This is a genomic window from Proteiniphilum saccharofermentans, from assembly GCF_900095135.1.
Classification (GTDB): domain Bacteria; phylum Bacteroidota; class Bacteroidia; order Bacteroidales; family Dysgonomonadaceae; genus Proteiniphilum; species Proteiniphilum saccharofermentans.
Map to the genome: position 1 here is coordinate 4,223,950 of NZ_LT605205.1, position 17,265 is coordinate 4,241,214.

The following is a 17,265-nucleotide window of genomic DNA, read 5'->3' on the forward strand; positions in this document are numbered from 1 at the left end:
TTTTGTTATCTTTACACATCGTTATGCAACACTCAGTTCAACATATCCTACAGGAGTTGGAGGGTCTCTACACAAGACAGGAGATATCCGTTCTCACGCGACTTATCCTCGAAGAGGTATGCGATAACAAAATTAATCATTTATCCGGTTCGGGGCTCAGGAAAGCGGAAGATATTGCCTTTAGGCTGAAAAGCGGGGAGCCGATACAGTACATATTGGGAAAGACAGAATTTTACGGGATGCCTTTCATGGTTACGCCGGATGTGCTTATCCCCCGCCCTGAAACCGAGGAACTCGTGGAATGGATCCTTGCAGGAAACCGGCAGCCGGGTTTCTCAGTACTGGATATCGGAACCGGCAGCGGTTGTATCGCGGTGACGCTGGCGAAGAAAATACATGGCGCCAACGTGTATGCGTGGGATATATCGGAAAGGGCATTGAAGGTCGCATCAGAAAATGCATTCCTGAACTGTGTAAACGTGCGGTTTTCGTTGCGGGATATCTTTCAGCCGGTTGATAATAGCCCCATCTTTGACGTGATAGTAAGTAATCCCCCCTATGTGACCGAATCGGAAAAGACGACTATGGAGGCAAATGTTCTCGGTTTTGAACCGCACGGAGCACTTTTTGTTCCTGACGACCATGCTTTGATTTTTTATGAGCGGATTGTAGATGTAGCACTTACTTCACTATATAACGGAGGTGAATTGTATTTCGAGATCAACAGGGATAAAGGTACGGAAGTATGCGATATGCTTAGAAGCAAAGGTTTTACCCATATAGAATTGAGAAAAGATATTTCGGGGAATGATAGGATGGTACGTGCCATAAAACCGGATGATCATGGATAAAAAAGGAAGAATCATCACCGAGGAGACGGCTTATGCAAGGATGGCGCGGACCTGCTCCCAAAAGGAGTGCGCTCCCTTTGATATCGCCCGGAAACTAAAGAGGATGGAACTACCAGAACCAGTAATAGATAAAATCATCAATCGGCTAAAAAAAGAGAAGTTTCTTGATGAAAAACGGTTTATCCGTAGTTATATCCATGATAAACTCCATTTTAATAAATGGGGTAAGAGAAAAATCACACTTTTTTTAAAACATAAACAACTGCCTCAGGAGTTAATCGAAGAGGGATTCACAGAACTTTCCGATATTTCTTTCAGCCTGTCATTACAGCCAATACTGGAGAAAAAATGGAATAGTGTGACAGGAAAATCGGACTACGAAAAACGGGGAAAATTGATCCGGTATGCGTTGGGCAGGGGGTTTTCCATGGAGGAGGTGATGGCCTGTATGAAGCAAATGAAGATTGGGGATACCTTCGATGAAACAGAATAAGTTATTACATGAACTGATACACCTTTTTTACCCGAACGTGTGTGTTGTTTGTGGCAACGAATTACTGCCGGGGGAAAAAGGAGCCTGCCTGCAATGCCTCTATAAGTTACCGAAAACCCATAACTTCACGGAACCGGATAACGATGCAGAAAAGCTGATGGCCGGACGGATACCTTTCGAGCGGATTGCCTCTTATTGTGTCTATACCAAGGAAGGAACCCTCCCACCCTTGATCCATCATCTGAAATACCGCCATAAGCAAGAGATCGGCCTGCTATTGGGAAGGATGTTCGGTAAAGACCTGATAGGGAGTGAATTTCTCAACTCAGTCGACTTGATAGTACCAGTGCCGCTCCATCCCAAAAGGGAAAAGAGAAGGGGATACAATCAGGCCGGGATAATCGCCAAAGGCCTTTCCGAAGCCACCGGCCTACCCGTTTCTACAAATAACCTGATTCGTATAGTATACAATCCCACCCAGACAAAACGGACAAAAACACAGCGTTGGGAAAATGTAAAAGATATTTTCAAAGTGGCCGATCCGCTCCTGTTCGAACGGAAACACCTGTTGCTGGTAGATGACGTGATTACTACGGGATCTACACTGGAAGCCTGTGGAGCGGCTTTGCAGGCGTGTAAGGATGTGAAAATCAGTATTGCTACTCTCGGGGAGGTTTTTTAACCCTATTTTTTTCAGAAATTGCACCTGAATAATTTTGAAAAAGCGTACTTTTGTGATTAATCTGCAAAAAAGGTGACAAAAAATAAATTAATCGTATGAACACGCTACAGAAATTAACAGCCGAAAAGCTTCTTAGAATTAAAGCCATTAAACTACAGCCATCTAACCCGTTTACATGGGCTTCAGGTTGGAAATCACCCATATATTGTGACAACCGGAAACTGATGTCTTATCCGGCTATACGTAATTTTGTGAAAGTGGAATTTGCCCGCCTTGTCCTTGAGAAATATCCGCAGGCCGACGCTGTTGCAGGAGTTGCCACGGGCGCTATTGCCCCCGGTGCATTGGTAGCCGACCTGCTCGGATTACCTTTTGTGTATGTCCGCTCTGCACCGAAAGACCACGGACTTGAAAATATGATCGAGGGTGACCTGCGTCCGAAACAGAAGGTGATCGTGATCGAAGACCTGGTTTCTACCGGAGGTAGCAGCCTGAAAGCAGTGGAAGCCATCCGTAATAACGGTTCGGATGTACTTGGCATGCTGGCGGTGTTTACCTACGGATTTCCATATGCCGAGAAACGGATGCATGATGCACGGGTGGAACTGACCACGCTTTGCAATTACGATGCGATACTGGATGAGGCACTGGCAACCGATTATATCGACGAGTCGGAGTTGCAGACATTACAGGACTGGCGCAAAGATCCTGAAAACTGGGGACAACCCGTAAAAAAAAGTAAGAAATGACCGAATTTACCAGTGAGGTAAGAACCATTCCGCACAATGATGCCGATGTGTTCCGTGTGCTTTCCGATTTCCGGAAACTCGAGTTGGTAAAAGATAAAATCCCCGAAGATAAACTCAAAGATTTCTTGTTTGACCAAGACAGTGTCTCCTTCCGGGTGGATCCGGTAGGGAAGGTGACTTTCCATGTGTTGGAGCGTGAACCCAACAAACTGGTGAAGTTCAAGTCGGACAGGCTGCCTTTTGATCTTTTCCTGTGGATACAACTGGTTTCCAAAGCAGAAAAAGATACCCGCTTGCGAATGACGGTAAAGGCTGACCTGAACCCTTTTATAAGGGGGATGGTCGAGAAACCGATGAAGGAAGCGGTGGATAAAATATCCGATATATTGGCACAGTTGCCTTATGATCAGATATGATCCTTAAAAATTCCGCCCCTATCCTCCCGGATAGGGATGGAAGAGGTACTTTAAGCGGGATATATTACATCCAGATCCAGTTTTTCCCCGATTTTCATTCCGATCGGTACAAATCCGTTTTCCACAGAAAGTTCTTTGCCGTTCTTCTTTATTGCTATAGCATGGTCGGGGACTTTCAACCGGAAGGTATTATTTGTTTTTGCTTCCAGAGTCAGTTTGGTGATCTTCCCATCCTTCCATGTTGCGCCTACTTCCGCACCCCCTCTCACGCAAAGCCCTTTGAAGCTCCCGTTTGTCCATCTTGCCGGTAGGGCCGGTAAAAGATGGATATATCCGTCCTGGCTTTGGATCAGCATTTCAGCAATTCCTGCCGTACCCCCAAAGTTACCGTCTATCTGGAATGGTGGGTGAGCGCAGAAGAGGTTTGGATAGGTGCCGCCTCCACTACTCATTTTTACCTCGTTGCCGGATGTCGGTTCCAGAAGGCTTTTTAAAAGTTTGTACGCCCGGTTTCCATCGTGCAGGCGCGCCCAGAAATTCACCTTCCATGCCCGTGACCATCCTGTTCCGGCATCACCGCGGCGGTTGAGTGTCTTTCGGGCTGCTTCGGCCAGGTCAGGCGTAGTGACAGGCGATATCTGGTTGGAGGGATGTAACCCATAGAGGTGGGAGACATGCCGGTGTTGCGGATCTACTTCCTCATAATCCTCGAGCCATTCCTGCAAATGTCCGTCGGGGCTGATCTGCATAGGGGGTAGTTGAGGAATTGTTTCCCTTATCTTTGCCGTAGTTTCATCGTTTATACCGAGTATTTCTGCCGCGAAAAGAATATTGGTGAAAAGTTCCTTTATGATCTGTACATCCATTGTCGGTCCCATACAGACATACACGGCCTCTTTTTTCCCGGGAAGATAAAATGCGTTTTCGGGCGAAGAGGAGGGAGCGGTTACCAGCCATCCATGCTTGGGTTCCCGGATCATGCTACTCAGAAAAAAATCGGCTGCACCGGTCAGTACGGGATAGATGGATTCCAGGTACGCTCTGTCCTGCGTGAAGGCGTAATGCTCCCAAAGGTGTTGACAAAGCCAGGCGCCTCCCGTGTTGGTGGCGCCCCATGAAGCATGTTCGCCGGGTGCCGTGAATTGCCAGGGATTAGTCATCATATGGGCAACCCATCCTTCAGCACCATAAAAGGTTTGCGCTGTCTTTTCTCCTGAAGGAACGAGTGATGTAGTCAAATCTATTAATGGCTTGTTTAGTTCCGACAGGTTGCATACTTCTACCGGCCAGTAGTTCATCTGCAAGTTAATATTCAGATGATAATCACCGTTCCAGGGTGTTTGTACCTGATTCGCCCATAATCCCTGCAGGTTGAGTGGCAGGTTGGACTCGCGGGCTCCGCAAATCATCAGGTAACGCCCATATTGAAAATAAAGGGCGGCAAAAGCCGGATCATCGTCCGCCTGGAACCGGATAAGGCGTTCATCTGTCGGTGTTATATTATCCTGTTTGCCGAGGTTCAGCGCCACACGGTCGAATTTCTCTTTATAAGAGTCAATATGGGCATATTTTAACTGGTCGTAATATTTGCTTTTGGCTTGTACCGACAACTGTTCTACGGTAGAGATGTGGTTCTTATCGAGCATATCTGTTGCGGTGGAGATGAGAATCACTGCTTCATCCGCATCGGACAGGGATAATGCGTTCCCGGATGATACCAGATTGCCTCCGTTGTTCACAATTTCCAATTGAGTGAGATAGCGTACACCATTCTCTCCATTGTACCCGTCGTTCAATTGTCCTTCCATATAAAGCCTGTCCTCTTTTATAAAGCCTGTCGCCCTTTCCGGCCTGCTCAGGTTCACCTCGAAGGATACCGATTTTTTCTGATCGGCTGTCAACCTGATAACCAGCACATCATGGGCGTGTGAAGCAAAATATTCACGGGTATAGGTGATACCGTTCCTGATGAATTGAGTGGTGGCCACCGCATCGTTGAGCGAGAGCGTTCGCTCGTAAAAGCTTACGCTGTCCGTCTGCGGATATCTGTAGTTGATATGCAGATCGCCAAGCATTTGAAAAGAACCATAAGGCGCATCTTTCCCGTTGCCGAAGGCAGATCCCTGTCCTCCGCAGCGGAAGTGACGGTACATTAGTTCCTGTGCTTCCAGATTCCTGCCCGAGAGCAGTAACTCCCGTATTTCCGGCAAATAATTGATTGCTTCCGGGTTGAATGCCGCGGAATCTTCACTTCCCGACCACATGGTGATATCATTCAATACTATGCGTTCGGTGTCGATACCGCCGTCGGGCATCATGCCGATACGTCCGTTACCCAACGGAAGAGTTTCTTCCCACACGGCTGCGGGGGCATTATAGCGCATGACCAGTTTCTGCGATATTGTATCGCGTGTAGCGCATTGAATCAATAACACCGACAGTACTATCAGGAGTAAAAATGGAGTCTTTTTGAGTGCAATGATGTTCATACTCGTTTTATGAATGGTTTTTTGCCGGATTATTTCAAAATCAATTCGATTACCGGGACATCCGTGCTTGGGCGTTCTACCGGAAGGGTCAGGATGATGTCGTTCTCTTTTGAGGTTTCGACTGTATGGCTACCGGACTGTGTACGCGAATGGAATTTAATTTCCGACGCATCATGTAACAGTTGTGCGTATTCGATCTTATCTTTAAATCCCGGTAAGTGAAGTGATTTGAAAGGCCATTCGAGTACATGGATATAAAGCCGGTGGGTTTCCGGATTATAGGTCATAAGACAGTTCTGAGGTGCTTTATATTCGTCCGGAGCCTGCGTGCATCCGTAAATCGACCGGTCGTGGAATCGCATCCATTCGCCTATACCGTCCAGGCGTTCATTGGCGCGTTCATCAAATACTCCCCGTGCCGTCGGCCCCACATTGAGTAGCAGGTTGCCTCCCTTACTCACGGTTTCTATCAGCATCACAACCAACTGATGTGTACTTTTCCATGTATATTCGTCGCGATGGTATCCCCATGAACCGGAGAAGGTCTGGCAGGTTTCCCACGGCACGCGTTCACCCCGGACGGTAGGCCATTCCTGCGGCATAAACTGTTCAGGAGTGATAAAATCCCAACCCCAATCGGTATGGTCCAGGTCCATCCGGTTGTTGACGAGGATATTGGGCTGAAGTTTACGTACAAGCGCCAACAGTTCTTCCGATTTCCAGTCCTCATGTCCTTTGCCGTTCTCCCCGGGATAAGAAAAATCGAGGAACAGTTCGTCTATCCGGCCGAATTGTGTCAATAATTCCGTCAGCTGGTCTTTCATATATTGGCGATATATGTCCATATTCCGGTTTTCATTCGCTTTTTTCCGTTCTTCGGCATCCGTCGGCCCGTTGGGATGGATCCTGTCATAAGTAAAATGGGGATGATGCCAGTCGATCAGCGAGTAATAAAACCCTATCTTTATACCTTCTGCACGGAAAGCATCCACGAAAGGTTTTATCAGGTCTTTGCCATAGGGGGTATTGGTCACCTTGAAATCAGTATATTTGGTGTCCCAGAGGCAAAACCCGTCGTGATGCTTAGAGGTTAACACGACATATTTCATACCGGCCTTTTTGGCTTTGGCTGCCCATTCCCGGGGATTGTAGAGGTCGGGATTAAAATGGTCGAAATATTTCTGATACGCTTCGTCCGGGATCCGCTCTCTTTGCTTCACCCATTCATGCCGTGCCGGCAGGGCATATATGCCCCAATGGATAAACATGCCGAACCGGTCGTTGGTCCACCATTCCATCCTTTGGGCTTTCTGTTCTTTGGTTTCACTCCATGTCTGCCGTTGTGAAAACAGCAAATTACTGCTAACCATAGTGAAAAAGACAACAGCCAGAATCATTTTTTTTGTGTTCATAGCAATTAAACGTTATAAGTTGTTTATTATAGTAAAGTGCCATGTGGGTAATTACCGGACAGAATTTCGTGCCGGCGATATCCACTCTTCAATCAGGAAGCTGTCCCTTAGCCGGATATCACTGGAAGCAGCCCCTATCATCACCGTAAACTCACCCGGCTCAGTGATCCTTTGCATGTATATGTTATATAATGCGAGGTCATCGTGTGTCAATGTAAATTCCACGTTTTTCGATTCATCTTTCCGAATATGGATCCGTTGAAAATCTTTCAGTTGAATGGGAGGAGTGACCACTGAACTTACGTTGTCACGTACATAGAGTTGTACTACCTCATCTCCATCAATACCGCCTGTATTGGTCACGGTGCAGGATACCCGCACATGATCCTGTTCTACTTTTACGGAAAGATTATCGTAACGGAAATCGGTATAGCTTAGTCCATATCCGAAGGCATACAGTGGTGAACTGCCCCCATCGACATAATCAGCCTGCCTGCCTAATGAGTAATATACCGGTAATTGGCCTACTGAACGTGGGACGGAAACCGGTAACCTGCCTGCGGGATTATAATCTCCAAAAAGGATATCAGCAATAGCATGGCCTCCTTCCTGTCCCGGATACCATGCTGTCAGCAGCGCATCGGCTTTTACCGAAGCATTGTTCATATTGAGCGGCCGTCCCTGTATATAGACTACGATCAATGGTTTTCCGGTATCGGCGAGAGCATCAAGCAGCTTTTCCTGGTCACCCAGCAGGTTGAGTGAACTGCGGTCGTATCCTTCACCCGACTCCATATCCGGAAGAATTTCATCCCGGTTGTTGCCAACCGTTGCCGCTCCGGTTTCAATGTATTCCGTCTTGAAATCCCTTGCGCTGGACCCTCCCACAACCAACAGGATCACGTCCGACCGGCGGGCTATCTGTACCGCTTCTTCTATATCGCTTTGGGTAGTATCCCGGATGGCGCATCCTTTCGCGTAGCGGACGACAGTCCGGGGACTGACGGCTTGCCTGACCCCGTCGAGCACGGTCACAATATTGCTTCGCTCCTGCGGGGCAGTATAATCACCCAGCTGGTTATAGATATTATCGGCGTTCGGGCCGATCACCGCGATGGAACCGATCTCTTTCGGGAGGGGTAATAGACCATCGCTGTTTTTGAGTAACACGGTGCCCTGGCGGGCTACCTCCCGCGCGATCTGCTTATGCGTTTCACTCCTTACGAGACGGGATGCCTGAGCAGGGTCGACATACGGATCCTCGAACAGTCCCATTTCAAATTTCAGCCGGAGAATATTGGCTACGGCATCGTCTATATCCTGCATCGTAACAAGTCCTTCTTCCAATGCTCTTGCAAGGTTTCTACCATAGGCATTTCCCCCGAGATCGGCGTCCACCCCTGCTTGTAATGCCATGGCGGCTGCATGTTTGATATCGGGTGCAACGCGGTGTGTACCTGCGATACCTTCAATACTGCCGAGGTCGGAGAAAACAAATCCATCAAAACTCCATTGATCGCGCAAGACATCTTTTAGCAGAAACCGGTGTGCAGTAGCGGGGATACCGTCAATAGCATTATAGGAAGTCATAAGGGTCTTCACTCCCGCGGCAGTCACCTTTTTGAAGGGTAACAAATGGTCGGAGAATAATTCCCGCATTCCGATATGCGCCTGTTGTCCGTTGTGTCCGCCCAAAGGAACACCATAAGCGGCGAAGTGTTTGGGTGTGGAATAGATATGTCGGCCGTCACGAATATCATTTCCCTGCAGCCCCTGAACAAAGGAAATACCCAGTTTTGCCGTCAGTACCGGATCTTCGCCGAAAGTTTCTTCCACTCTCGACCATCTGGGTTCCCTTGCCAGATCGAGGATCGGACCATATCCTATATGGGCGCCCTGCAGCCGTGTTTCAAGAGCGATTGCTTCCGCCATTTGCCGTATCAGCCCGGGGTTCCATGTGCTACCTTGCCCGAGTCCGGTAGGAAAAACGGTTGTGCCGATAGCCATGTGCCCATGCATGCACTCTTCGGCGAAGAAAAGGGGAATGCCCAGCCGGGTATGTTCTACGGTATATTTTTGTAATTCGTTCAGCGCATTGGCCGCCAACCTGGGATTAAGTCCTGTCTGTAACGTTTTCCGGGTCCACGGGTCGGCACGGAGTGTGGCCCAGAAGCCCCCCAGAGGCATGGCTTGCATCCGTTCCCTGAACAGGTCGGAAGGCGTAACGGAATATTCACCTGTTTTGGTGTACATCTCCCATCCTGTGGGAAAACACAGCTGACCGATCTTCTCCTCTGTCGTCATAAGGCTTAGCAGATCCTTTACCCTCTCTTCGACCGGCGCGGAAGAGTCTTTATAGCGTTGTTGTGCCATGGATAACTGAGTAACGACACAAAAACAGAGAACAACTATGAAAGTGACTTGTTTCTTCATTTACTTATAAAAAATCCAGTTCAGCAATTGCTACAGATTTCCCGTCTCCTGCGATACCTGTGGCTTGTACCCGTATATAACGGGTAGTTACCGGGTTGGCGAATTGATAGGTACGCGGGGTGGGGTCATTGATCAGGTTGCCGAACTCAAAGGTTTCCACCGTTTTCCAGTTTTTCCCGTCAGCACTGACCTGAACATTTCCTTTGGTCATCATCCCATCACCATGAAAAGTTTGTGGTGTGTATACCATCGCCTTCAGTTCATATTCCTTACCAAGATCAATAGCGATGAAGTGGGGCATTGCACCTTCCTGTGATTGCCAGTAAGTACGGCGATTTGCATCGAAAGCGTGCAGGGCGGCAGTGCGGTCACTTCGTTGACTATTGACGCCGAGCAATACCCAGTCTTTTTTCACAATTCCGAATGCTTCACTGTATACCGGCCCTTGTACGTCATTGTTGAACGAGACTGCTTTCAGTATATTGTTCTCTACTTTTACAGGATTCTCATATCGTTGGGAATTTTGGGTCGGTTCCGATCCATCGAGTGTATAAAAAATCTCATATCCGGTATTCAGATTGCCGGCGGCATTCTCGCCATGGGGATTCCAGTTAAACTCGGTCTGCAGCGGAGCAATAGAGACCATTCCCTCTTTGTCGCGTGTAAATGCCAGTTGGGGCGGGCGGGTACGGTAATAGTGTGCCGATATATGACTGATAGCCGGATCCAGCCGAGACGCCAATACTCGCAGACGGAGTTTATTGGTCGTGACTTCGGGAAAACGGAGAATACGCTTATAACCGATGTTGGTCGCCGTGGCAATCTCTTTCCACTGATTGTCTATCCATGCGTCCACCGCATGTTGTTCCACACGTTCACTGTGGGTGGCGATGGCTTCCTGTAACATCAGCCGGTTGATCGTGGCGGGTGCGGGAAGTGTAACGACGATCTCGCGTTTGTTTTTAGACAATAACAGGTAGGTGTCCGGATCGCCGTCCAGTGCCTGTTTCGGCCCTTTAGCATCTTGTAAGAGGTTTACTTCGTAAGTTTCCCGGATGCGTTTTCCCACTTCTTCGAGCACCTCTACATCCCGGGGAGAGAATGTCCCTTCACGGTTGGGCGGAATATTCAGTAGGAATGTGGAATTTCCCCCGACGGAACGTTCGTAAATGTCGAATACATCGTCGGCGCTACGCACTTTTTGATGCGTATCGTCGCGGTAAAACCAACCTTCGCGAATGGAAGTATTGGTCTCCGCCTGTTGATAATGAAGATATTTGGCTTCATAGAGCTTTTCCCGTGAACCGAGGTCGGCATCGGTCATATCGACGAAATGAGTAGTAGTATGGGGATCTTCGGGATAGGTGATCACGTTCCATTCGGTGGATCGTGTTGCGCCTGATTCGTTACCGCACCAGCGGATATCTTCCCTTCCAAAAATAACCGCCTTGGGAGCCAATGTGCGGATCAGTTCCTTCCATGCCAGATAGTTATATGTCTGACCACCTTTGGTTTTAGGGTGAGCGCCGTCGAACCATACTTCATGGATTTCACCGTATTCGGTCAATATTTCGAAAAGCTGGTTCAGGAAATACTCATTGTAGTCATCCACCTCGAATTCGAATGTGGTTTTGTTTTCGAACGGGCGGTCCGGTACCTCACGTGGGATGGTGCGTCTGGTGTATTCGCTCAGGTTACCGTATAGTCCATCGGGATGTTCAATCTGATACAGATCTGCCGGGGAGAGATAAACCCCGAGTTTCAATCCATATTTTTTGCATGATTCCGAAAGGTCTTTGAGTATATCGCCTTTCCCGTCGAGGAATCCCGATGACATAATGCCATGGTCGGTATAGCGGCTTTGCCACAGTACGAATCCGTCATGATGCTTGACGGTGAGAATGACCATTTTCATACCGGCTGCTTTCATGGTCTGGCACCACTGGTCGGTGTCGAGCGTTTTCAGATCAAAAACCGCCGGATCTTCCATGCCGTCGCCCCATTCTTTACGGGTAAACGTGTTGGGACCGAAGTGGATAAAAGCAATAAACTCGTTTCTCAAAGCATCTAACTGGTTCTTTGTAGGAACCACATGGGCCGCCTTTTCGATAATGACCTCTTTACTGTCTCCCTCTTCTATTTTGATTGTACTTTGGGGAGTGATGGAACTTTGTGATCCTGTTTGGCAAGATAAAAGAAGAATGCCGGCCAGGAATAGAATTATTTTTTGCATTATTTACTTGTTTCAAATGAAAATATTAATGGCAAGTTAGCCTGATTTTTTAACTTCGGCAAAACGACACGGGTTTTATTCCCCTCTACCGTCCATTTTACTTGCTTCTTTGTATGGAGAAGAGTGACTTCGCTCCCTTTTTTTGGCGTATTGCCTTCCCACTCGATTACGGAAGGTATTTCGGTGCCATTTTCCGGAACATAGTGGGCGTAAATGGGTTTGTTGTTTTTATTTTGTTGCTCTTATCTTGATAGATACATCCCACCTCCCTTGAATCCAGTGGGAGCCGTTGATGGAGCTGGCGGCTCTGTACTTTTCCCGGGTTGACAGGCTATCAGTAACAGACCGATAGTGCAACAAACCAGAAAGGTGATTGTAAGGATTCTTTTTTTATTATTACGAGTAGTTTTAAAATAAATTATCAAGAGAAGTGTGAAGCCACACTTCTCTTGATAATAATCAGAATTAGTTCCATCCTGGATTTTGAATTAAATTCGGATTTAATGTAATTTCATTGGTTGGAACAGGAGATAACCACCTGCGATCGCTGTCTGACCATACACGGCCCGCATCATTTAATGTTTTTGCTGCTGCATACTGATACAGATAAGTTTCTCCGTCATACGTAATAATTGGGCGCCCCGAAGCACCGCCAAACGTTATATTAGCGGCAGCGTAGGCCGCAATAACGTCATCAGTAATCCTTAAGCCGAACATGGTTTTCGGATTTTCCAACAATTTCATTGCGTTCCAACGTTTCAGGTCATCCAAACGGAACCCTTCTGCTATTAATTCGATACGACGTTCTCTTCGGATTTCATATAACAAATTTGATAATGTATATCCATAATCAATGGGCCTGACATCTGCAACAGGGCTTACGGTGAGGTGAGCCATTTCCACGCGATCGCGAAGCAGATTGATGGTTTTATCCAGTACCTCTTGTGTACACAGACCCAATTCCGCTTGAGCTTCGGCATAAATCAGTAAAACTTCTGCATAACGGTATACGAACCAATCATAAGACGTGTTTCTTGCTTCTGCCTGTTTCGAATTTGCTGATCGGTATTTTACGCAAGGGTATCCTGTGACGCCCTGGCTGGCAGTGACGTTGGCAACTGCGTTTACGTACCGTGTGCCACTTATTACAGTATATGGTCTGTGCTTATTGTCGATTATCTGATAAATGCGCGGGTCTCTATCTGCAAATTCATTTTCCTGGTTATCATCGCCTTTATAGCCAGACCCTGCATTAAAGATCGGAGTTCCATCCTTCATTAAAAATGATTCCACAAAATCTTTTGATAAGCCCATTCCATTTTCACTCACCTGACGGCCCGTTTCGTGTGTCAATACACCCGTTTCGTAAAAACGACAAAGAATACCTTCGGCATTGGTGCTTAAATCTTCTTGGGTAAATTGGTTTGAATAATATAATGGGTATCCGTCAAAAGATAATTGATCGCTTCCCGCGTCTGTTCCTTTTACAATCGAGTAATTGCCTGAATCCATTATTTCTTTGGCCAAAGAAGCCGCTTTTTGCAATAACGAGGTAGAAGAAAGAGAGTCAACCGACGATGTTTCGTTGTGGTATTTTTTATACGTACCATAGTACAGGCAAATTCTGGCTAATTGTGTTTTAGCTGCATCTTTGTGCAGCCGCCCGCTTTCCGCGTTTGCCTTAGTGGGCAACCAATTAATTGCATATCCGATATCTGCCATGATTTTACCCAATACATAATCCCGGTTGTCTCTTGCTTTATACAATTCCTCCGTGTCGGATGTCTGCAGATCCGTTTCATACCAGGGAACATCGCCAAAAGATTTAATCTTGTCGAAATATAGCAGCCCGCGAAAGAAACGAACTTCGGCCACATATTTGTTGATCTCTTCTTCTGGGCCGGGTACTTTGTCATAACGCTGCATGAAATAGTTGCAATTACGAATGGTATTCCAATACCAGCCATTGTCTGAGGATGCTTCTGCAGGAATCGTCAATTCATTAAAAAGATAACTACTATAGCTGTTTGTAACAAAGTTATCACTTATATTATCTCCTGTAGCAGTGGGAGCGCTAAGGTTTCCGTATAAACCGTTAGCATACAGTTTCAAATCGTTCACCGAGGTCCAGTAAGATTCATCCGTGAATGAATCTATAGGGGACAGATCCGTAACATCGCAAGCAACGAGTGAACCCGAGAAGATTGCAACGTATATTAAATATTTTAATTTCATTGTTTTATTCTTTTAGATATTAAACTTTAAAAAGTCAAATTTAAGCCGATAGAAACTTTTTTACTAATAGGATAAACCATATTGTCTATCGTTTCAGGGTCAAATGATTTTATTAAGGAAGTGAATGTCAATAAGTTTTCACCTTGTATAAAAAATCTTACACGCTGGATTTTATATTGTGATACGACAGATTGTGGAAGAGAATATCCTAGAGTGACATTTTTTAAGCGTATGTAGCTCGCATCCTGCAGATAACGGGTAGAGGTTTGCCGGTTCCCTCCATTATTCCAGTTGGGACGGGCAAAATAGGCATCTTTATTATCTTCTGTCCAATAATCCAGAGCGGTTTTTAATGGCGTGTCCCATTCAGAGGTAAAACCCCAGAATGAACTCCCTCCCGGCATATAATCGCGTTTGCCGATACCTTGCCAGAACATTTCAAAATCCATTCCTTTGTAATCAAATCCGGCGGTAATACCATAAGCGTAACGTGGGGTATTATTCCCGATAATTTTGCGATCGCCCGGGTCGCTCAATGTATTACTTCCGATGTTTATTTTGCCGTCACCGTTCAGGTCTTCATATTTCACGTCACCTGCACCCCATCTTCCGCTATACAGATAGGATTGGTCGTGGCCTGCGTCTGCTTCGGCATCGGTTTGGTATAGTCCGTTGGATACATAACCCCAAATTTCCCCTACTTTTCTGCCTACATAATATTGACTGAGTAATCCTGTTGGATTTGCAAATTTGGTAATCGTGGATTGGTAGTCTGATAAAACCCCCTTTATATAGTAATTGAATCCGCTCGACAGCCGATCTCTCCACCCAAGAGAGAGTTCCCAGCCTAAAGTCTTCATATCAGCAGCGTTCTCATTGGGGACACTTGTTCCCAGCACTGCCGGGAGAGCTTGTCCTGCAGTAAGCATATCCTTCGTATTCCGTCGATACCAGTCGAACGTTGCAGTCAGGCGATTTCGTAAAAATGAAGCATCGAATCCTACATCTATTTGATCTACCGTTTCCCATGTAAATGAGGGGCTTATAAGCCCCGGCGCGGATACGGCAACTGGAAGACTACCGTTTAAAAGATAGCCATATTGGGTATTCACACCATAGGATGCCAAATAGGGGAAATTCCCCAGGTCCCCGACAACTTGGTTTCCTAAAGAACCATATGACAGGCGAATTTTCATATTATCCCAACCATTTTTAAGCGGTTCCCAGAATGTTTCTTCGGAAATTCGCCATGCTCCGGATACCGACGGGAAAAATTGATAGCGCTGTCCTTTTGCAAATTTAGAAGAACCGTCGTAGCGTCCATTCATTTCTAATAAATAACGCCCTTTATAATCGTAATTAACACGGGAGAAGATGCCGTTTATAGCCCATTGGCTTTCTGAGCCACTGGTGGCAATTTCGCCGGTAGCTAGGTTAATAGAGGGATTGTTGTTGTCAATCAGGTTTTTACGGCCTGTGAAATGATACTTTGTCGTTTTCATTTCTTGATTATACCCTGCCATAACCTTGAAGTTATGCGTATTTTCTCCTGCCAATGAAAAAGAATATTCCGCGAAAGTGTTGAGGGCATAGTAGTAATCATCATCATTCGTCAGCGTTATACTGCTCGGGTTAGTCCAGGGATAGTAGTTCTCTGTTCCGGGAACGGCTGTATAATCATAAAAATTTCTTACATGCTGTGATGTTGCCTTTCCATAATAATTCCACGTATAGTCAGCATTAATTATCAACCCTTTGAGCGGGGTAAGCATAACGGCTCCCGTCATCCAGAGATCGTTTTGTTTATAGATAGCGTTACCGCCTTGAGCTTGTATGGCTACCGGGTTAGTATAACTGCCCTGACCGGCATAATTCCCGTCAGGATGTTTCACAGGCATCAATGGACTTAAGTCGTTTTTCATCATCCCACTATATGCGGAAAGCCCGGAATAAGCCGTTGGATTCATGGCTGTAGTGCCGCCTGTAGGATGCTCTTCGTCCGTATAGGTATGCATGATTTTAGCGGAAACATTCAACCAGTCCGTAATGTTTGTGGAGACATTGATGTTTGCATTGTATTTACGGTATTTATCATCGGCTGCTTTCAAAATACCTCCTTGATCATTCATTCCCAATGATGCGTAATATGTTGTTTTATCGTTCCCTCCATTTATGCTTGCATTATATATGGAAGAGAAGGAGGTTTTATATAGTTCATTCCACCAGTCGGTATTTCCGACATACTGATACTTATAAGGGTCTATACTCGCATCAAAGAATACGGGTGAATCATAAGTACCGTTAAAATACCTTTCGGCATAGTCGTATATTGCTTCATGATAATAATGACCGCTACCACCCGAGTTCTGGTAAGCCAGATCTTTCATCGTTAAAAATTCCATTGAATTTACGTTGTGAAAAGACAATGCGGGTTGTTGCCAATAGGCTGTTGTTGAAAACTGAATGGTTGGTTTTTGACCGATCTTGCCTTTTTTCGTGGTGATCAATATAACTCCATATGCTGCGCGTGCTCCATAAATAGCTGCGGAAGCCGCGTCTTTCAAAACCGAAATAGATTCAATATCGTCAGGATTTACCAGATTGGGATCCATCTGCACGTTATCTACCAAAACCAAAGGACTGCCACCGTTTAAAGACGTAGTGCCGCGGATATTAAAATTCGATGATGCTCCGGGTGCTCCTCCGTTATTCATGGTGATATTAAGGTTTGGCACCACACCTTGCAGTCCTTGTCCGATATTCGTGATAGGACGGTTTTCCAAAACCGAACCGCTGACCGACTCTACAGCCCCTGTCAAATTTACTCTCCTTTGTGTTCCATATCCTACAACCACAACCTCATCCAGCGCCTGAGTATCTTCTTCAAGTTGGACATCCAGGCGGTCTTGTCCTTCATACCGGATTTCTTGAGTTATATACCCTACATACGTGAAAATAAACACGATATCTTCCGGGGGGGTAGATAAAGAAATACTGTAATTACCGTCTAAATCGGTAACCGTTCCGGAAGAACTTCCTTTCACCCTAACCGTCGCTCCGATAACCGGTTCATTGTTCGCATCTGTTACCGTTCCGGTCACGGTAATGTTTTGTGCAAACAGACCAATGGATACTATCCACATACATGCGAACAGTAATCCTTTCCATTTAAATAACTTCTCTTTTTTCATTCTTTTTCTTTTAAGGATTAATAATTCATAACATTTATTTTACTACAAGATGTCTCTCTATTTTTTTATATTTCACATTGT

Annotated in this window: 11 protein-coding genes; 5 read left to right on the forward strand and 6 right to left on the reverse strand. The window is 46.1% G+C overall.

The features are described 5' to 3' along the window. Positions 1–23: 23 nt before the first annotated feature. The 5 genes from prmC to PSM36_RS16465 all read left to right on the forward strand — a co-directional run bounded on the left by prmC (position 24) and on the right by PSM36_RS16465 (position 3,191). Positions 24–851 carry a peptide chain release factor N(5)-glutamine methyltransferase gene (gene prmC / locus PSM36_RS16445; protein ID WP_076931834.1) on the forward strand — a complete coding sequence of 276 codons (828 nt, stop codon included), beginning with the start codon at positions 24–26 and terminating at the stop codon, positions 849–851. Beyond that, entirely contained in the window at positions 844–1,344 is a 501-nt protein-coding gene (locus PSM36_RS16450; protein ID WP_076932336.1) for a regulatory protein RecX, read from the forward strand. Before prmC ends, PSM36_RS16450 begins: the two co-directional genes overlap by 8 nt. Then, a complete protein-coding gene (locus PSM36_RS16455) occupies positions 1,331–2,026 on the forward strand; it encodes a ComF family protein (RefSeq protein ID WP_076931835.1) in 696 nt (231 codons plus the stop codon). Before PSM36_RS16450 ends, PSM36_RS16455 begins: the two co-directional genes overlap by 14 nt. A gap of 95 nt (positions 2,027–2,121) precedes the next feature. Next, positions 2,122–2,775 (forward strand): orotate phosphoribosyltransferase, encoded by a 654-nt coding sequence (pyrE, locus tag PSM36_RS16460; RefSeq protein ID WP_076931836.1) that lies wholly within the window; start codon positions 2,122–2,124, stop codon positions 2,773–2,775. Further along, positions 2,772–3,191: an SRPBCC family protein gene (locus PSM36_RS16465; RefSeq protein WP_076931837.1), complete on the forward strand. Its 420-nt coding sequence runs from the start codon at positions 2,772–2,774 to the stop codon at positions 3,189–3,191. The genes pyrE and PSM36_RS16465 overlap by 4 nt, the downstream gene beginning before the upstream one ends. Before the next feature lie 50 nt (positions 3,192–3,241). Here the strand turns inward: PSM36_RS16465 and PSM36_RS16470 are convergent, their stop codons facing one another. From PSM36_RS16470 to PSM36_RS16500, 6 genes are all read right to left on the reverse strand, one after another. After that, a complete protein-coding gene (locus PSM36_RS16470) occupies positions 3,242–5,680 on the reverse strand; it encodes a glycoside hydrolase family 95 protein (RefSeq protein WP_076931838.1) in 2,439 nt (812 codons plus the stop codon). Positions 5,681–5,709: 29 nt separating this feature from the next. Beyond that, the gene (locus PSM36_RS16475; protein ID WP_076931839.1) at positions 5,710–7,092 is read right to left on the reverse strand and encodes an alpha-L-fucosidase; all 1,383 of its coding nucleotides are present in this window, start codon (positions 7,090–7,092) and stop codon (positions 5,710–5,712) included. Between the two features lie 51 nt (positions 7,093–7,143). Beyond that, a complete protein-coding gene (locus tag PSM36_RS16480; protein WP_076931840.1) occupies positions 7,144–9,525 on the reverse strand; it encodes a glycoside hydrolase family 3 N-terminal domain-containing protein in 2,382 nt (793 codons plus the stop codon). Between the two features lie 4 nt (positions 9,526–9,529). Continuing rightward, positions 9,530–11,758, reverse strand: coding sequence for an alpha-L-fucosidase (locus PSM36_RS16485; RefSeq protein ID WP_076931841.1), 2,229 nt, complete (start codon positions 11,756–11,758; stop codon positions 9,530–9,532). 465 nt (positions 11,759–12,223) lie between these two features. Then, entirely contained in the window at positions 12,224–13,993 is a 1,770-nt protein-coding gene (locus tag PSM36_RS16495) for a RagB/SusD family nutrient uptake outer membrane protein (protein WP_076931842.1), read from the reverse strand. A 26-nt stretch (positions 13,994–14,019) separates the two neighbouring features. Continuing rightward, positions 14,020–17,184, reverse strand: a complete 3,165-nt coding sequence (locus PSM36_RS16500) for a SusC/RagA family TonB-linked outer membrane protein (protein ID WP_394333039.1) — start codon at positions 17,182–17,184, stop codon at positions 14,020–14,022. Between the last annotated feature and the right edge of the window lie 81 nt (positions 17,185–17,265).